The organism is Facklamia sp. HMSC062C11 (assembly GCF_001810675.1).
GTDB classification, from domain to species: Bacteria; Bacillota; Bacilli; order Lactobacillales; family Aerococcaceae; genus Facklamia; species Facklamia hominis.
The window spans coordinates 161745-179839 of the sequence record NZ_KV802399.1 but is presented as its reverse complement, the minus strand read 5'-3'; the positions used below and the strand labels follow the sequence as shown (position 1 = coordinate 179839).

General features: G+C 41.1%; 15 protein-coding genes and 1 CRISPR repeat array. Of the genes, 1 reads left to right on the top strand and 14 read right to left on the bottom strand.

Annotated features, from left to right (window positions below; all coding sequences use genetic code 11):
* Positions 1 to 17: 17 nt before the first annotated feature.
* The 3 genes from gloB to HMPREF2758_RS05315 are packed head-to-tail and all read right to left on the bottom strand — an operon-like array spanning position 18 to position 4342.
* The gene (gloB, locus tag HMPREF2758_RS05325; RefSeq protein ID WP_070609510.1) at positions 18 to 722 is read right to left on the bottom strand and encodes a hydroxyacylglutathione hydrolase; all 705 of its coding nucleotides are present in this window, start codon (positions 720 to 722) and stop codon (positions 18 to 20) included.
* A gap of 3 nt (positions 723 to 725) precedes the next feature.
* A complete protein-coding gene (locus HMPREF2758_RS05320; protein ID WP_070609509.1) occupies positions 726 to 3809 on the bottom strand; it encodes a DEAD/DEAH box helicase in 3084 nt (1027 codons plus the stop codon).
* Positions 3806 to 4342 (bottom strand): methylated-DNA--[protein]-cysteine S-methyltransferase, encoded by a 537-nt coding sequence (locus HMPREF2758_RS05315; protein ID WP_070609508.1) that lies wholly within the window; start codon positions 4340 to 4342, stop codon positions 3806 to 3808. The genes HMPREF2758_RS05320 and HMPREF2758_RS05315 overlap by 4 nt, the downstream gene beginning before the upstream one ends.
* Before the next feature lie 213 nt (positions 4343 to 4555).
* On the opposite strand from HMPREF2758_RS05315, the gene brnQ reads away from it, so the two are divergent.
* Entirely contained in the window at positions 4556 to 5863 is a 1308-nt protein-coding gene (gene brnQ, locus HMPREF2758_RS05310; RefSeq protein ID WP_070609507.1) for a branched-chain amino acid transport system II carrier protein, read from the top strand.
* A 141-nt stretch (positions 5864 to 6004) separates the two neighbouring features.
* Here the strand turns inward: brnQ and HMPREF2758_RS05305 are convergent, their stop codons facing one another.
* From HMPREF2758_RS05305 to HMPREF2758_RS05255, 11 genes are all read right to left on the bottom strand, one after another.
* The gene (locus HMPREF2758_RS05305; protein ID WP_070609506.1) at positions 6005 to 6268 is read right to left on the bottom strand and encodes a hypothetical protein; all 264 of its coding nucleotides are present in this window, start codon (positions 6266 to 6268) and stop codon (positions 6005 to 6007) included.
* 149 nt (positions 6269 to 6417) lie between these two features.
* Positions 6418 to 6636 (bottom strand): hypothetical protein, encoded by a 219-nt coding sequence (locus tag HMPREF2758_RS05300; protein WP_070609505.1) that lies wholly within the window; start codon positions 6634 to 6636, stop codon positions 6418 to 6420.
* Complete coding sequence (locus HMPREF2758_RS05295; protein ID WP_246823260.1) at positions 6620 to 7564, bottom strand: phage minor capsid protein; 945 nt, start codon at positions 7562 to 7564, stop codon at positions 6620 to 6622. Before HMPREF2758_RS05295 ends, HMPREF2758_RS05300 begins: the two co-directional genes overlap by 17 nt.
* Before the next feature lie 33 nt (positions 7565 to 7597).
* Positions 7598 to 8601: a CRISPR direct-repeat array (repeat unit 28 nt; unit sequence GGATCACCCCCGCTTGCGCGGGAAGAAC).
* 20 nt (positions 8602 to 8621) lie between these two features.
* The gene (gene cas2e / locus HMPREF2758_RS05290) at positions 8622 to 9527 is read right to left on the bottom strand and encodes a type I-E CRISPR-associated endoribonuclease Cas2e (RefSeq protein WP_070609503.1); all 906 of its coding nucleotides are present in this window, start codon (positions 9525 to 9527) and stop codon (positions 8622 to 8624) included.
* Positions 9518 to 10471, bottom strand: a complete 954-nt coding sequence (cas1e, locus tag HMPREF2758_RS05285) for a type I-E CRISPR-associated endonuclease Cas1e (protein WP_070609502.1) — start codon at positions 10469 to 10471, stop codon at positions 9518 to 9520. Before cas1e ends, cas2e begins: the two co-directional genes overlap by 10 nt.
* A gap of 15 nt (positions 10472 to 10486) precedes the next feature.
* A complete protein-coding gene (gene cas6e / locus HMPREF2758_RS05280) occupies positions 10487 to 11125 on the bottom strand; it encodes a type I-E CRISPR-associated protein Cas6/Cse3/CasE (RefSeq protein ID WP_070609501.1) in 639 nt (212 codons plus the stop codon).
* Entirely contained in the window at positions 11112 to 11828 is a 717-nt protein-coding gene (gene cas5e / locus HMPREF2758_RS05275) for a type I-E CRISPR-associated protein Cas5/CasD (RefSeq protein WP_070609500.1), read from the bottom strand. The genes cas6e and cas5e overlap by 14 nt, the downstream gene beginning before the upstream one ends.
* 2 nt (positions 11829 to 11830) lie before the next feature.
* Complete coding sequence (gene cas7e, locus HMPREF2758_RS05270) at positions 11831 to 12913, bottom strand: type I-E CRISPR-associated protein Cas7/Cse4/CasC (RefSeq protein WP_210384434.1); 1083 nt, start codon at positions 12911 to 12913, stop codon at positions 11831 to 11833.
* Positions 12900 to 13502, bottom strand: coding sequence for a type I-E CRISPR-associated protein Cse2/CasB (casB, locus tag HMPREF2758_RS05265; protein ID WP_070609499.1), 603 nt, complete (start codon positions 13500 to 13502; stop codon positions 12900 to 12902). The genes cas7e and casB overlap by 14 nt, the downstream gene beginning before the upstream one ends.
* A complete protein-coding gene (locus tag HMPREF2758_RS05260) occupies positions 13499 to 15202 on the bottom strand; it encodes a type I-E CRISPR-associated protein Cse1/CasA (protein WP_070609498.1) in 1704 nt (567 codons plus the stop codon). Before HMPREF2758_RS05260 ends, casB begins: the two co-directional genes overlap by 4 nt.
* A complete protein-coding gene (locus HMPREF2758_RS05255) occupies positions 15195 to 17981 on the bottom strand; it encodes a CRISPR-associated helicase/endonuclease Cas3 (protein WP_070609497.1) in 2787 nt (928 codons plus the stop codon). Before HMPREF2758_RS05255 ends, HMPREF2758_RS05260 begins: the two co-directional genes overlap by 8 nt.
* Positions 17982 to 18095: the final 114 nt, after the last annotated feature.

Below are 18095 nucleotides of genomic sequence, written 5' to 3'. Positions count from 1 at the left end.
ACAGGCTAAATCAAATCTTAAGAAAAGTCATCCCTCAGATCACGGAACCTTCTAAATTCAGTCAGGCTCTTAGCCATCAAGAAGGGATTGATCAGGCGTTCTTGGCCGATTGTCGTAGGCAAACTAGCCTTACCAACCTTTAAGCGTGAATTACAGGCTTCCAAAGCCGCTTGCAAGACGCTTGAATGTGGATCCAAACTCAAGGCAAAGCGCAAATTAGTCTGAGTGTATTCATGCCCAGCATATACCTTAACCGCATCATCCAAGGAACGAAAATACTGCATGGACTCATAGGCTGCCTGATAGTCTTTAGTAAAGACCCGACCACAGCCTGCCGAAAATAAGGCGTCCCCACAAAATAGGCAATCCGCCACTAAAAAAGAGAGGTGGCCCGGCGTATGCCCTGGTGTCTGGTGGACGGTCACAGGGACCTGCCATAAGTCAAATTGATCCTGATCCTTAAGAACATAGTTCGCCCAGTCTGCCACTTCTTGAGGGCCATAGACGGGACAAGATGGATAGTTAGCTTTAATGGCTTGAACCCCATCGGTATGGTCCGCATGATTATGGGTCAACCAGATCGCCTTTAGTTCTAAGGAATGGGCCTGAAGATAATCCAAGACCGGTTGGCTCTCTCCTGGATCGACCACAACCACTTCTTCACCTTCAACTAATAACCAAATATAATTATCTGCAAGGGCTTTAACATAAGTCACATTCATTGATTAATCCGCTCCTTCTAAAAATAAGTGTCGTAATTCCTCTGCGCTAAGATGGTGGACGGATCCAGTAGACCCCTCCACAAAGCGGTCAAAGAGGGCTGATTTTTCCTGCTTTAATGCTTCCATCTTTTCTTCCAAGGTCCCTTTAGCAATCAATTTATAAACGGTCACATTATTCTCCTGACCAATCCGATAAGCACGGTCGGTGGCTTGATTTTGTGCACTCTCATTCCACCAAGGATCTAAATGAATCACAATCGAGGCCTGAGTCAAATTCAGTCCTGTCCCTCCAGCTTTAAGTGAGATTAAAAAGACCTGACCAGGACTGGCTTGAAATTGTTCCACCGATCGTTGGCGGGCTTGTTTAGGCGTTTGACCCGTTAAGACCAGGCAAGGAATTGCCCTATCAGTCAAAGAATCCCGTAAAAGATCTAACGCTGAGGTAAAGTTAGAAAAAACCAGGACGGATTGACCATTCGCCAAGGCTTGTTGAATTAATTCGATGGCTGTCTTCATCTTGGATGAAGCTTGCTGAATATTATCATAAATCAAACGGGGATCCAGGGCTAACTGGCGCAAGCGCGTCAAGAGAGCTAAGACTTGAATGGCTTGTGAGCCTTCCCCAGCTTCTTGAGCTAATTTTTGCTTGGCCTCCATTAAGCTAGCTTGATAGAGCTTTTCTTCACTTTTTTCCAGGGAAATATAGTAATTCTCCTCTAACTTATCCGGCAAATCTTGCATGACTTCCTTTTTCATCCGACGAAGAATAAAAGGGCCTATCATTTGCTTCAACTTTGTAGAAGCTTCAACCGCATCTTCCTTGACAATATCGTGCTCGAAACGCTTTTTGAATTGGGGATAACTGTATAAATAACCCGGCAACAAAAAGTCAAAGAGCGACCACAGTTCAGCCAGATTATTCTCCATCGGAGTCCCCGTTAGGGCAAAACGATAGTCCGCTTTCAAAGTCTTTACCGCTCGTGCAATCTGACTCTGAGCATTCTTGATATATTGCCCTTCATCCAGAACCAGAGTATCAAAAGTCAAATCCTGATAATAGGCCAAGTCGCGGCGTAAGTAATCATAAGAAGTAATCAAAATCCCTGGCAAGTTCCCATAGGCTTCAATGCTGGCCCGTCTTTGAGCCGCTTGTCCGGTGATTAAGTGAGACGGGACTGGAATGGGGAATTTTTGCAGTTCCTTTTGCCAATTATAGATTAATGAGGCTGGTACCACGATCAAAATGGGCTTAGTCAGTTCTGAGACCACTGAAGCCATATAGGCGATCAATTGTAGACTCTTTCCTAGTCCCATATCATCCGCCAAAATTCCACCCAAGCGCATGGCACGTAGCTTCAAAAGCCACTCGACCCCTTGCACTTGATAAGGATAGAGGATTGAGCGAATACTTGGATCGATCGGTAACGAAGGCCTCTGCAAGCAGTCTTCGATCGCCCGGTCAAATTCCAAGTCTAGCGACTCCCGATCAAAAGCTTTTAATTGATAATAACGATACAGGGGAACTTGTTCATGCTGATTGAGCTTTTTTAAGGCCAAGTCTTGCAGCAAGCTCTCCACTGCCGATAATTGCTCTGGATCAATCAGAACCCGTTCCTGCTTCGATAATTGGTAGAAATGCTTCTTTTTATGGTAGGACTTAAGAATCTGATTCACTTGTTTAAGATCCAAATCCTCCGACTGCAAATCCAAGGAAATTTGCCCCTTATTCATCCCCAACTTGAGCTTAAGGGGTAAGCGCCGAGGCTTAGTTAGGCTCTTAAGGGCTTGACTAATATAGACTTTTCCAAAATCCTTCAAATGAGGTAGGGTCTGTTGAATAAATTGATCCAACTTCGTTTCCTGGCTAATCTTCAATTGCCAAGGGCCCATTGCTTGAGCTTGATAGCTTGTTTTAAGTCTTTCTAGAATTAGCCTAGCCTGGGGTGAATCAGGGGTCAAACTTTCCAATGTGAGGGTCAATTCCAATTGATCCGTTAGATCCACAAAGAAAGCTAGGTCATCCGTTGAATCTGGCCAATCTCCCCTAAGTTGCAACAAGGGTGCCTGGCTAAGGACCGCTCGCTTAATTGAAGGCAATTGGGACTCAGGAACCCATTGAAAGGACTCATAATCATGCACTGTCTTCACCCAAAAGGCCTCTACTTGATTAGAAAAATAATAATAGGCTTGATGGGCAAGGTCACGAAATAACAAGCAATCCCCCGCCTCTGCCACCAGATCATACCCCTTCAGGTCTAGCTGGACTTGATAAGTATGAGGAATTGGTTGACTCAAGCTCAAATCAAAGTGTTCCTTTAAGGGTTGCCAGTCAAAATCCACTTGATCCTTAAAGGTCTGGATATAATCCTTTAAGCTGTTAGCATCCACTAAGATAGCTCCCTTTTGATAGATACTGGCAAGATGACGACGAATAAAGTCCAGGCTTCGCTTGGCCAATTCATCAAAGCGAGCTTCATCCAATAAGAAGCAAGCTTGTTTGCCTAATCTAACTACCTGATGATTGGCTAAAGGCGTCAGTAATTGATCATCCAAAGATTTAATGGCATAGAGCTTATCTTGCCCCATGCGAAAGCGAATCTTATAAGTCCCTTGTTGGTCGTCCCACTGGGTATAGGGTTCGAGTCGAATGAGCGTGACTTGGTCGGTAAAAATGGGTGCCAGCTGGTCTTGATAGACTTGTAACCAACCGCTGAGAAAACGGGTTTGCGCAACACAAAAGGCCAGGTCCTCCTTTAATTCTTCAATCTGAAAAATCATCGTATCTTTAGCCGTCATCTGATAAGGAAGTTCCGGATGACGTTCCCTCAAGTAACTAATGACCGTCCAACAAGACCAGCAGAATTGTTGGCCAAAGTAATGACGATTCTCACAGTAATAGCCTTCAATCCGACCTTGAGGGTCAAGCTTTAATTTGACCGATTGTCCATTGACCTTAGCCGCTACCCTAAAATAATCTTGGCTAAAGTCAATCTTTAAGTTGGATAGCACAAAATGAGTCTGTTGAAAATAATCAAAAACCGCACCCAAACGAACATTCTCAGTCAGATCAATCCCTGGAAACTTCATTCGCTTTTCTTCCTTTCTAACACTCGGTCTCCTGCAATCGAGATCCCTTCATGCGTCAACAAGCGTTTCTTCAAGGGGATCCCACCCGCATAGCCGGTTAGCTGTCCCTTGGATCCGACAACTCGGTGGCAGGGAATAATTAAAGGAATGGGGTTGGCACCGACTGCCTGACCGATTGCCTGCGCCATATGCTTGGAAGAAGGAGCCACGCGCCTTCCCAATTCTCCATAGCTAATCAACTGCCCAAAAGGCAGGCTTAATAACTCCTGCCAGACTTTCAAGCGAAAAGGGGTTGAATGAAGGGGGGCTAAACGACTGGGATCTAATAAAGGAGGATCCCCCTCAAAATAAGCCTGAAGATAATTCGTAAAGTAGACGAAGTCTGCCCCATTCGAGGCGGCTTCGACCGCGATGGGACCTGAATTGTCAGATAACTTGCCTTCTTCTAGGACTAAGGAGACCAGTTGGCCAATCTCATTCATGGTTAAACGAATCGGCCCTAAGGGACTGGGATAAGTCCAGACTTGATACATGCAATCCCTCCTAACAAAATGATAAACAAGGTTTGATTCTTGCCTAAGGTCTAGTCTTTATTTCATTAATTATAACATGAAGTGTCAGCTACTGGCAGAATACCCTTAAATACCCTTTCATTAATTCTTTAAAAATTCAAATTATTCTCTCATTTTTCGCTCATTTGTGCTATGATTTAACCATAAAATTTACTAGATAGGCGGATATACACTATGAAAATAAAAACGAGCGATATTTTAATTACCGGACTGGCCCTTTTTGCCATCTTCTTTGGGGCTGGTAATCTCATCTTCCCACCCTACTTAGGGGTTGTCAGTGGACAGGCTTGGTGGCAGGCCATCGGTGGCTTTTTAACATCAGACCCACTTTTTCCAATTTTAGGAGTACTCGTCACCATTCAATTAGGCGGGCAAGCAGACGACCTGGGCAAGCGTGTCCATCCAAAGTTTGGACTCATTCTAGCTGGTATTGCCATTCTCTTGATTGGTCCCTTGTTCTCAGTACCTAGAACGGGTGCCACCACCCACGAGATCTTCGTTCAAAATCTCTTTCCCATGGTTCCCATCTGGGTCACCTCGCTCATCTTTTTTGGCTTAACTGCCTATCTGGCTTTAAATCCTAACAAAGTTGTCGATCATATCGGAAAATACTTAACCCCCTCCATCCTAATCATTATTGCGATTCTCGTGATTTCAACCTGGATCCATCCTGCTAAAGAGATCGCAGCTAATCGATTGGAACAGCCCTTTGCTACTGGCTTTAGAGAAGGTTATCAAACCATGGATGCCTTAGGCGCTTCCTTAATGGCTAGTATTGTCATGACCGAATTAAAAAACCGAGGCTATCAAGCTGGTAAACATCAGATCAAAGCCGGTAGCTTGGTTGGATTAGTTGCCTTTATCTTATTGGCCTTAGTTTATGTGGCTCTTGCTTATGTTGGCTCTCAGATTTCTGCCTTTTATGGACCAGATAATGGTCGAACGGAAGTCTTTAATGGCATGATTACTCTAACGCTCGGCCATTGGGGGCAATTGCTCATGGGGATCTGTGTGGCTTTAGCCTGCCTCACAACAGCCATTGGTCTCACTTCAGCCTGTAGTAATTTCTTCCATCAAGCTTCAGGTGGTCGTTGGTCTTATCAACAAGTCTGTCTAGTCTGTGTCAGTGTTGAATTTCTTATCTCTCTGATTGGGACGCAACAAATCATTGGCATTGCGTCTTCCGTCTTATCTATCATCTATCCGATGTTTATGATCCTGATTATTCTTTCCTTCTTCGATCGCAAGATCAAATACAATCAGACTTATACGGGAGGAGTCATCGCTGCTGGCCTAATCGGGACTGTACAAGCCTTGGCAGCTCAGGAAAACACGATCCTTTATAAGCTCTTTCATAACTTGGCGACGTGGACTTACAGCTTACCACTCACCAAGTTCGGCTTAGAATGGCTACTTCCCGCTCTAATTACGGCATTGATCTTCACCCTTGGTGCGGCCATTAAAGACCGGCTCGCTTCCTAAAAATAATGAACCACCCTCAACCCCATGGATAGTATCATGGGGATGGGGGTGGTTTTTATTTGGGATTTTTGTGCCGTCCCGGTTGAATGGGAAGGACAAAGATCTTGTCCGATATTTCGCACGATTAATCACGATTACTTCTCATTTTTCGATTAATTTTTTCGATTTATTTCTATATTCTTCTAACCAACTTCTATTGTCTTCAAGTTCGTAACTATCAAGTTCTTCAAGCTTGTCAGGTAAAAAATCATTCAATAGATCAAATAGCTTTTCATTCTCTTTTTCTAGCTCATCACCGTTTTCGTACGCCAACCATTCACCAAAATCAAAAGAAAAGTCCCATAATGATATTTGTTTTGATAACACTCTATCAAACCATTGAACCGCTTCTTCACTTTTTGTCATATGGTATCACTCCGTTTTTTAGTTTATTCTGAGTCATCAGTGTAGCGATTCTGTCCGTTGCAGGTCCGTTATAATTTTTACCTTATTATAATACCTATCTTCTCACTACTCAACGCATAAAAAATAGCACCTAACAGAACTGTTAAGTGCTAATCTTCAAATTCTACTCTCTCGACGTCTTTTTCAAGGACTAGACGGCCAATTGTTCTATCCCCATTTACAGCTAAGATAAAACCATCACCTTCGTCATTATCATCATAATAATCTATTCCTAAAAATATATCCTTTTCGACTTTCCCGTTTTTCATCGTTAAAGATATATTTTTACCAAAATAGCTCAGAATATTATAATCATCCGCTTTGACCACTGTTATCCTCTCCTCTGTAATTTGGAACACCATGTATGCCTTGTTTACCATGTTTGATGTTCACTTGATTAATCTTACTTATTTTACCAGTACTGTCTATATAAGCACCGTCGATGTTTTTGATATCAATATATTGATATTGATTAAAAATCTTTCTCATATTTATTTCTTTCAAAATTATATTATGAATAGATTTGCTAGATATATTTTTAAAATAACTAGGAGGTGTTTTCCCCTTATTTAAATCTCTTTTGACACGTTCTTTGTAGTCATCGGTTCCATAGATATGTTGTTTTTGTTTTCTCTCTTTCAATTGCAATCTTCTTGCTAATTCTTCATGTTCAGACATAACCTTATTAATCCGCTTCAAATCATGACTTATTATATCACGATACTGCTCCTTAGAGAGTTTTTGATTAAGCTTCTCGTTAAACTTATTATACTCTTTTTCAATCACTTTCTCCATGTTCTGCTTAGCTTTATTGTATGATTCTAGATTATTATAATAACGCTCTCGCTCTTTCTTACGAATTAGGAAATCATTGTCTTTAACCAACTTCATAAGTCCTGACTCTAACGCCTTGATCTTGAGTTGTGACTTTTGAATTCGATCAACATCTTTCAATTCCTTAGCCACTGCTAAACGTTCTTTTTCTTTGCGAATATTTCGCTCATAAGCACGCTGCACTTGTTGTGTTCGGGCATTTTCTTCTGCCTGTTCAGGAGTTAGATTCTTCAGATAATCTGGCAATTCGGGCTTGTAATTAGCGCCAATGATGAAAGGTGTCATCATATGACCACAGTTAATTCCTAGACAGCCCCCAGGAGAGCCATAACCATAATCGTTGAGCGAATAGACCTGTGTGCCATCTTCAGCCATGAACGCCTCGCCTTTAGTCACAATCTGATGTTGCAAAGGGGCACACATCTCGCGACCAGCTGATTTCATCGAATAATAAAAGGTATCACCCCGCTTGTGCGGGAAGAACCTCTAAGGGCACGTTATATTTGCCCATCAAAAAGGATCACTCCCGCTTGTGCGGGAAGAACGAAATAGTAACCGCTCCTGTTTGATGTGGATAAGGATCACTCCCGCTTGTGCGGGAAGAACCTAACTTCGCAAAGGCTTCATCCTTCACAATCAGGATCACTCCCGCTTGTGCGGGAAGAACTTAAAAGAAGGTTACATCCAAGGTGTGATTGCGGGATCACTCCCGCTTGTGCGGGAAGAACCAACAAACCGCTTATTGTCGCTGTTTGAATGAGGGATCACCCCCGCTTGTGCGGGAAGAACACTGTGATACTTTCCATCTCAGGAATAATACCGGGATCACCCCCGCTTGTGCGGGAAGAACGCTTCTTTGCTGCTTTTAGCCTCGTATGCCCGGGGATCACCCCCGCTTGCGCGGGAAGAACTAAGACGGTCGTAGATATACCCGAACGGTACTAGGATCACCCCCGCTTGCGCGGGAAGAACAAGCGTACTTAGACAAAATTAAGCCTGGGGCTAGGATCACCCCCGCTTGCGCGGGAAGAACTATCAACTAATTCATCACTTGCTTCAAATCGAAGGATCACCCCCGCTTGCGCGGGAAGAACTTATAAGCGGCTAGTGATAAAGCCCCCAAGGCGGGATCACCCCCGCTTGCGCGGGAAGAACGCCGGTGAAGCTTTTGATTATGTCATTCAGAAAGGATCACCCCCGCTTGCGCGGGAAGAACTCAATTCTTGATATTTGGGGTGGCGAATATGAGGGATCACCCCCGCTTGCGCGGGAAGAACTTTATGCTTTAGGGATTTGGCAAAACATGACTAGGATCACCCCCGCTTGCGCGGGAAGAACCATGCTAAAAATGTCAACTCTAGTCACAAAACGGGATCACCCCCGCTTGCGCGGGAAGAACTTTAAGTCCAGCTTTTCAAAAGCAAATTTCCAAGGATCACCCCCGCTTGCGCGGGAAGAACAGTAAAAGATCCCTTTAAAATCAAGCTTTCTCTTCGACCATCTTCAAAAATAAATTCACTTTAGTGGATAACTCATAAATAAGTTTAGAATCCTCTAAAGCCCGATGAGGTACTTTTTTATCGATCCCATATGCGTTAAGAACTGTTTCCAATTTATAATTTGCTAGAAACATGTTTTCTTTTTTTACAAGTCTCTTTAAATCAACGATCTGATTGCTTATAGCTGATTTACCCATTTTTTCTAATGCTTTGTTTAAAAACTCTATATCAAACGCAACCCCATAGCCAACAACTAGCTGGTCTCCCAGGAAGTCCAAAAACTCAAGTAACACCTCTTCAATGGGTTTGCCATTCTCTATCAAGCACTGATTAGTAATCCCTGTTAAATCTATAATCTCTTCATTTAAGGATCTACCTGTATTTATCAAAGAGGAGAACATGGTTAATTTATCCGCTTCAACCAACACAGCTGCTATCTCAATAATGGCATGTTTCTTTGAATCCAACCCCTCTGTTTCAATATCAATAACCATATATGGCCTGTGTAACCTATAATTCAGATTACTAGCCATTTTCTTATGTTTAACTCGGTGAAATTTCGAAGCGTTGCTAAATCCTAACTTAATTCCATTTTGATCCGCCACATTAGACACTGGTAAATTAACCAAAGGAAGTCCATCAAAATACACTACTTCTCGATCAGTATTATGCGTCTTAAAATCATAGCCGATTTCATTTCGACAAGCATAACTGAGCGTTGCTTCACCCTTTCCTACATTCTGTATGACACGCTGCCACAATTGTTCCCGAATCCTTGCATTAAAATTTCCAATATAGACACCTGTTGCGATCTCTTGCATCCATTTTGATAAGTCTCCTCTTAAAGAGGGGGTCGACTTTTTTAAAGTGATGACTGTTACAGGCATGTCCCATCATCCTCACTATAATTGACCCCATGCCTAACCAGTTGGTCCTTATCGTCCCACAGTTCCAGGGTATCAATTTCAATCTGCTCTTCAATCGGTATATCAAAAAGATACTGAATATCTTTAACAAGTCGTTTCATTAACTTTCCATCAACAAAAGAGTCTCTCATTCGCTGCCTAGAAAGACTTCCAATATCATCTTCTCGACCATACTTCGATGCAATCTCAAATGATAAAGGAATCGTATATTCTGTCTTATACAGGTCTGCAATGTCATAGACAAAGGACTTATCATGACCCGTATGAACAAAGCCAAGGCCTGGAGATAATCCCAAAGCGGCAATAACACTGTGTACCACTCCGTAAAGACTCACATTACAGGATGATAACGCCTGATTAACAACGTCACTTTTCTCAAAATCATCCGGATCGTAATCCCTTACTGACCATTCCACCTTGTATAACTTTGAAAACTCCCGATAGACTCTTCTTACTCGAGCCCCTTCACGACCTCTCAATTGTTGCATCGTTAATTTAGACACATCTTCATTGGGAAAACGCATCGAATACATTTTTCTCGCAACATCTAATCTCAACCGCTTATTAGATACGAGCATCGCTTGTCTTTCTAATAGCCGCGTCGAATGGGCTAAGGGGCGTCCTTGAGCATAGTATCTAACCCCTCGTTCTCCCACCCAAATAACACTTGTCCCTGTATCCCCAATTAACTCCATGGCTTGATGACTGATCTCAATACCTGGCCCCAACATAAGAACACCTACCATGGCTGCCGGTATTTTTACCAATCCTTGCTGATTCCTTACGGTAATAGAACTATCCTGACGATGGATTTTAGCACGTTCTAAATAAATAAAACTGACTCGATCCTCAATCCGAGGCAACTCATGCAAGCTGGTCTTTTTAGCTCCAAATTTCCGTTCCATCATTGACCTCTAATATTAACTTCTAGGGATAATCGTCATCAACCCAAAACCATAGGCTTTTTTCTTCCCAAAGCCTTTCGTCAAAGTTTGGATGAATTTTTCTTTATCCTCTACCCTTAATACACCTTGATAAGTGACTTTTACCAATCGAACTGTCCGTTGATTTGCTTTCTTGAAAAGAGCATAGCCGCGATCTACAATTTGAAATTGATCTGGCTCTACTGAAAATCCATTTTTTAAACTTCGATCCAATAAGAACTTCTCTTGAAATTGGTAACTAACATGAGGCATTACTCTTCCGCGTTTACCATGATTTCCTTCCTTAATCGCAATCGAAGGGTTCAATGTAATCCGAAATTGGGACTCCATGCCTTCATAGATACTATTTAAAAAATGATCATAATTTTTACTGGATGCTGTTCCTGCTACACCATATCTTTCTAACAAAGTTAAATCTGGTTGAGTAGAACTCACGACCAACAAGTAGTCTTTATTATGGAGCTGATCAATACGCCAGAGTTTTCTCGTACGAACCTTTTGCTCAAACTCTTCTGGAAAAGACTGCTCCACCCAATTATGATAGGCTCCTACATGCGATAAGTCTCTGATTTTTTGTCGATTGTTACTATCAATCTCTACCCTAGATAGATACAAACTCTTCACCTCCTAATGCAGAAAAAGCATCATGCTCCCCATATTCGCTGTCTAATTGAACATCCAGACTAGCTTCATACCTAACGTTAAAGCGTCGACCCGCTTGGTCAAAAGACTCTGGACGATCCTTGCGCATCATCCTAGGTGATTCATTTAATAAGTGCGCATCAAGATAAATAGTTACTTGGTTAGAATGCAACTTCTTATACCATTTACCTGCCTGCCAGGGGTACTTTTTCAACAAGGAAACAATCGTTTCCTCATGCACTCCTTGGAAAAAATCAACTGTCAAAGGTAAGGCGCGTCTTCCCAGAAAAGGTTGAAAATAGGGATTCATTAGAGCTTCCGCTATCTTTTCAATAAAATCTGAGTCATCATGGCTTAGAGCAACTAAAAAGACCGCATCTTCAACATAATAGCGATTAGTAACATAAGTTCTCTCAAAAACTCCATTTTTTTTATACTTTTTAGCAGTATGGTAATCCTTCAATAACTTACCTACTTGGTCTACTCGAACTGCAAAATCTAACGTATTTAATAATTGCAGCTTATCTTTTTCGTGTCGTCGGTACCCCAAACAAGCAGCCACCATCCCTAGAACGGCACTTTTTGACGGATATAAATCCGTGTGCCGGGTCTCAAAGTGTGAACTCGTTCCGTAAGATTGCAGGGGACCAGCAAACTTTAATAAAATGGTTGCCATGGTTATTCACTCATTTCTGGCAATAATTCTTCCAATTCTTGACTAATCAACGACTTCAATCCATCCATACTATCTACTTCTTGTCCCACAATCGATTCCAGATCACACTTATCTAACAAGAGGACATAACTAGACAATGGTTTATTAGCAATTTTAGCTACTTTGATACTCTCCTCAAATAGTTCTTGAATTGATTGATCGACATAACCTTCTGAAGAACGAATTGGCTTTTCAAAGGCAGTGACAAGATTGACCGGACGATCGGATCTCAATTGGACGAGAACCGCCTGTGGTAATGTTTGGTTAGCAAAAGTATTTAGCTTGCCTGTTGGTAACGCCTTGATAAAAGCTTCAATAAATAGTTGGGTTGCTTTAATCGTCGCTTCTTTGCTTTGAATTTGTTGTTCAAATTCATGCAAGGCAATATTCGCATAACGGTATAATGTCGATGAATTAAATTCCACAGTACCCAACATACCTGCTCCAGCATTGTCCTCTGGGGCTTGGTCATCGACAGCCGTATAGAAATCAAACTCCGTCTCAACAGCATGAGTTGATATAGCGTGAGCCACTTGGCAGGAAGCATCTTCATTCAAGGAAGGATCATCCGCAACCATCCTACCAAATAAAGCAATATCGATGGATGGATTATCTTTTAAAATCGCTTGCAAGACCTTTTTATCATCCACTTGATCAATCGCAGCTTGAGCTAATCGCTTGGCTTGAATATCTCCTAGGAAAAAGAGCGCCTTAGCTTTAAAGTCTTTGGTCTTGATACTCGCTTTATTCAAGACATCATCTGCCATTTTTTGCGCCGTTTCAAAATCAATCTCTGCATCAATTTCTTGGATTTTATTCGCTATAAACTTAACAATCTCCAAAGTACGAACACCGACATTCGCTTGATCGCCATTTTCTTTGAAATAATCGCGAATAGCTTTTTTCCAAGATTGAGAACTTACTCTCGCCCGACGAACCCCACCATATTGAGCAGTCTTAGGACTCCCAGTATCATCACGATTGATGTTCGAAGGGGGTAATGTTTGAATAACGTGAATATCTAAAAATAATCTATTGTTCATCATTTAACGCTTCTCCTTTAGTTATAGTTCGATAATAGTCACGAGACCAATTTAATTTAATATTTTCTTGATAGCCTCTTATATACCAGTAAAGGTCTTGGCTTAATTTAGCATAATTGACTTTACCTGAATCTTTAGCTTTTGATCTTAATAATTTAATCAGTTGTCGTAAGTGGTGCACCAATTCTTCATAGCTTGCTGAGGTGATTAAGGTGTTAAATCGTTGATCTAATGCATTTTTGCTTTCTTCTTTGCGAATAAGTCGGAGTGATTTTCCTAAATTATAATACCCATCCTCTAAATATAAGATATCTGCTGATAAACCCTGCTGATGAATCGCATATAACTGCAAACTTGTTAGAATAGCTTGTTCCTGAGCGGTTAGTGTCTCTTTCCTTCCTAAATAGGACTCGGGCAGATTTTCAAATAGAATCGGCCATACCTCAGAAGTCCCATTCAATGACCGTCCTAAGGAATTTCTTAATTTTGCTAGCGTTGCTTTACCAGCAGGAGTTTCTCGTTGATTAGCTATTTTTTTCAATATTTTATAGGTTACTTGATAAACACTGACTTCTTTGTCTTGTGTCGTCATTCACTGACACCCCCTTGATTCTTTCCAAGTTCTTTACATAAAAAGTAATAAAATTTGTTATAAGCTGAAATGATATTAAAGCTTTCTCCTTGATCACCTTCCTTCACTCCGATAAAATCTCGTCGACTCGCATGTAGCACATGCCATTCAGCTTGGTTTTTTACAATTTGAAACAATTGATCATACCATTGCACTATTTTTTTATCTTTTGAATCAGAAATTTCGATCGACCTCAACCATTCTCTAAACGGTTGATCAATTTGCTTAAATAAAGTTTCAACTAGCTGGTGCATTTCGCCCGTATCTTTCTTATTTCGAATTTTTAATAAGTCTGAAAGATAATTACGATAAGTAAACCCAACGACCTTCTTGGTTTGCTCTACTGCTTCATTAATACGAGGTACCCAATGATTTTCTTCCAGATCGGTTAAAATAAAGTCTTTCAAGCTCAATGAATCACAAATTTCATCCACCGGCAACCATGAAGTCGCATTCCCATCATCCAACATGCTCACAGCCTGAAGTGTCATCAATTTATCGGGAATCAACTCTTCTTCAACCAATTTGTTCAACCAATCAATCACGCCAGGTCGACGTTGTTCGTCAGAATAAGAACTAGGCAGGGCAACTAAACCAAATGACTGCCAGACCGCTTGGTTGGCCGGATGTTTCCTTGGCGTATTATAGCCTTCTTTCTTGTTAAATCGCCAGAGGGTCATAGGCTCAAGAAATTGATCTTCATGTTCTAAGTCCGGTAATTTAACAATTTGAAAGAAAAATGGATTCAAGAGATCGAATTGTGGATCGATATAGACCGCACGACTCCAAATCGTGTAAAGTTCTGCCAAATTGTCGATCGGCTTTGCTGAAAAATACTGGTTTATCTTTTCTTCCCCCGTAAATTCCCAACAAGGTTTTTGAATCGTATAACTATATTGGCTTTCCGGATGACTCAACAGGCAATTTAACATCAGCGTTTCAAACAGATTATCGCCCTCTAAATAGATACCCCCAATATCAAATAGCCAACCCTTGGACGATTTATATTTTTCTTTACCAAAAATCACTTTATCAGCTAATCCTGTATAGCCTTGATAGGTAATTAACCATCGAGCAATCTCTGCTTCATTAAGACGGCTTTTATTATTATCATAATCCGATTTGGGTGAGAACAAAGCCACTTTATTACCGCTTTCTGAGATAAGACGATTCATATTCTTCCCAGCAACCGATGAGGCTTCCTTTTTACTAATCTTTTCACTCGCAATATCTGTTGCTAGCACCTGAAAAAAGGGATATTTATCATCAAACAGATAAAAATGGTCCCGCCACTTTTCCAAGTAGTTTTGAATACTCTCAGTAAATTTGCCCAATGCCCATAAATTAACCCAGGTCTCTATTAAAGCTGCTTCATAATCTTCTTGATCTGCTAGATCAATATCTGCATGCGGAACACAACGGTCATCTAAAGTAAGTTGATCATAAACAGCTCCTGAATCATCAATCCGACTATATACAGTATGAAGCACTGCCAGTAAAACCCGTAATAAGGCAAAATTTTGTGTTCTAGTCTCTCCAGCTAAACACCGATATTGATGAGCATTCTTAAATAGGTCCTTTAAAGAGACCTCTCTTGTTGTCCCTCGATCATCCACCACCACCGGAATCCAAGCTTCCTCCAATAAATTAAATCTACTCACTGGTGTTCACCCTTTCATAAGTAAGCCCTTTATCGGTATTGTACCTTAGTTTATAACCATTTAAAACCGTTTCATTGTTTGAATTAAGAATCAGACCAAGGCTTCCTTTTAACCAGGGTTGTTTTTGCCAATCTTTCAGCCTTCTTAAATTATTTACTTCTAATTCTTTTATCGTATCATTAATCAAGTAAGGTTTACTTAAAACCCGAGGTAAGGTAATGGTCTCTTGGGCTAAGCGCTTGGCAACTGCCGAATCATGAATACATATCGAAATATCTTCATAGCCATTTATGTAGCTATAGCCCTCCTTAAAGTCTTTAAGCAAAATAACCTCAATCGTTTCTTGTGTATCCCTTACTTGAGCATATGCATAGCTTTCACTTTGATCGGGATGCAAATTCTTCAAGAATCCAATTAAAGAAATTTTCTTATGTCTTGGACCGGATCGAAGCGGATTTTCAATCCGAAATTTTTTAGCTCTTGAGGCTTTATCATCAATTCGATCATCATAGTCTTTCTTCATCGACAGGAAGCACTCCTCAGTGTCTTCCTGATAAACTTGTTGAACCAAGGGAGAAATATCCTCTGGTAAAAACATACTATCCGGTAAATAATACTGAGTTTTAGCTAATAAGTATTCCCCATAAATCGCTGCAGATCCTGAATCAAATTCCTGAGTTGAGCTAGTTCCTAAGACATACATAACTGGTTCCTTAAATTCTTCAGGTCGAACGATGTCATGGCGATGAAGGCGCCCTGCCCTTTGGATCAATAGATCCATTGGTGCCAACTCACTCACTAGGCAATCAAAATCAATATCTAATGATTGTTCAATGACTTGCGTTCCAATGTAGAGCTTGCTTTCAGGGCGTTTACCTTTTTTGCCAATTTCATCCATCAAGCTTTTTTCTTTGACTAGTCGATGAGTTGCCACAAAGTTCGAATGAAGAAGGGACACCTTATCTTTACCGAATAAGTCAATACACTGATCCGCCAATTCTTGCGCCCGCCTAACCGTATTGACAACCACTCCAATAATTCCTTTTTTAGCCATCAGGAGTCTCAATTGATTCACTAATTCTGTTTCCTCAATTTTTTTAATCGTAACGGTTAAGGTTCGTTCGCTCTTATCGAATTGATTAAATACCTTAACAGACTGACCCTCAGAATAAGTAATCAAAGGGTAGTCACTTGAATCTATTCCTTCCGGCAACTGCAAGCCCTTCTTGTTAACCCCTTTCCCCGTCATATAAGCTTGGACGAAATCCTGACGCTTTTTGACAGGTAGAGTCGCTGAGAGAATGATGACCGGCACTTGATAAGCTCCCATCCATACTAAAGCCTCCGTCAAATACTGATCCATATAGGCATCATAAGCATGAACTTCATCAATGATGACAACCTTTCTTGAGAAACCTAAATGTCTTAAAGCTAAATGTTTTTGTTTAAGGGCAGTCATCAGGAACTGATCCACTGTCCCCACCACGAAGTCATCTAACACGGCCGTCTTCTTGCCAGTAAACCACTGATTAACCATGACCGTTTCTTCCATGGATCCATTTCCATCGATATTAATATTTTCAGCATCGACTTCATCGTTATGATTATAGGCAGCCTGACCATGCTTTAATCGATCAAAATCTTGATTTAGGGCTGCCTTCCCATGAACCAATTGAACCGAAACCTTATCATTGGACCTCGTCATCCATCGATTGAGCCAATGTAAAATTCTTGGAAAAATCCCATTTGAAGTTGCTTGAGTCGGCAAGCCAAAGAAAATACCAGTACGCCCTGATTTTTGCATCAATTGTTCGGCTGCAATCAAAGCAGCCTCTGTTTTTCCCTCTCCCATAGGTGCTTCTAAAATAATCAATCCTGGCTCTTGAATTCCATCGATCAAGTTAGCCATTTTCTCCTGGAGCCCTCTAGGTTTAAACTCAAATCTAGCATTATACATTTCTTGGACAGATAGATGGTTCAAGCTTTCAATAGGCATGGTCTTAAACCAAGCTCCCCAACCACTTTGGATGCGACTATCTTGGTTTTCACAAGATAGTTGATCTAACGGCAATAAAGGAAAATAGTGTTCATTACTTGCTAGCCAATCTGCCATAATGAGTAAGCCAGATATTAAAAACTGCCCTTCCTGCGACACTTGGGGCAAATCCTCTACAGAATCAAATCCGTTAATTTTCAATGCCCAGTCAAATATTTTTTTCTGTTCAGCTTGCCACAGACCGTAGAGTGAATGATTGACATCCTCAACTTGATAATAATTACTGAGATAACTCACTTGTTTCTTAATCAAACTTCGCTCATCAATTGGCCGACCATGATGCCCCCCAATAATAGAGGCCAAGCCTTCTTCCAGACCATACTCACTCAAAATATATTGTCCAGCTAAGGCGTGAGGTGAATTTCTAGCAAAGCGTGTATCAAGTTGTTGAATCCCTTGAAAACCAAAAGCTTCTAACCGTTCCAATAAAGTTTTATCTAAATCAGGCGAATTTTGAAAACCTGTCTTAGTTTGAAAGGCAGGTGTTGCTTTACCAATATCATGAACCGCAGCCAAAAATTGTATCAGTGATTTAGCCAGGTCTTCATCTCCAAAGGACATGGACTGAAGTAAAAAATCCTTTTGTCCCTTTGTTAACCAATGTTCCCATAATAATCCCATCACACATCTAGTATCTTCTAAATGTTGCTCAAGAGGCAGCCATTTCAGCTGTCCCTGATCTTCTGTTTTCTTAGCCCAAAAGCACTGCTTTGTCGTATAGATAAAATCCCTTCTTTCCTTTCTTATAAACAGTTACTACAAACCCCCGCGTTGGCGGGAAAAACGATCCTTTTGTAATAAGCATCTTATTTATCTAAGGATCACCCCCGCATAGGC

Bases quoted from the DNA above. Each gene is read 5' to 3' on its own strand.
- cas1e (WP_070609502.1), bottom strand. From the start codon at position 10,471: ATGGAACGGAAATTTGGAGCTAAAAAGACCAGCTTGCATGAGTTGCCT.
- HMPREF2758_RS05320 (WP_070609509.1), bottom strand. From the start codon at position 3,809: ATGAAGTTTCCAGGGATTGATCTGACTGAGAATGTTCGTTTGGGTGCG.
- HMPREF2758_RS05315 (WP_070609508.1), bottom strand. From the start codon at position 4,342: ATGTATCAAGTCTGGACTTATCCCAGTCCCTTAGGGCCGATTCGTTTA.
- gloB (WP_070609510.1), bottom strand. From the start codon at position 722: ATGAATGTGACTTATGTTAAAGCCCTTGCAGATAATTATATTTGGTTA.
- HMPREF2758_RS05295 (WP_246823260.1), bottom strand. From the start codon at position 7,564: ATGTGTGCCCCTTTGCAACATCAGATTGTGACTAAAGGCGAGGCGTTC.
- cas7e (WP_210384434.1), bottom strand. From the start codon at position 12,913: ATGATGAACAATAGATTATTTTTAGATATTCACGTTATTCAAACATTA.
- HMPREF2758_RS05305 (WP_070609506.1), bottom strand. From the start codon at position 6,268: ATGACAAAAAGTGAAGAAGCGGTTCAATGGTTTGATAGAGTGTTATCA.
- brnQ (WP_070609507.1), top strand. From the start codon at position 4,556: ATGAAAATAAAAACGAGCGATATTTTAATTACCGGACTGGCCCTTTTT.
- cas2e (WP_070609503.1), bottom strand. From the start codon at position 9,527: ATGCCTGTAACAGTCATCACTTTAAAAAAGTCGACCCCCTCTTTAAGA.
- casB (WP_070609499.1), bottom strand. From the start codon at position 13,502: ATGACGACACAAGACAAAGAAGTCAGTGTTTATCAAGTAACCTATAAA.
- cas5e (WP_070609500.1), bottom strand. From the start codon at position 11,828: ATGGCAACCATTTTATTAAAGTTTGCTGGTCCCCTGCAATCTTACGGA.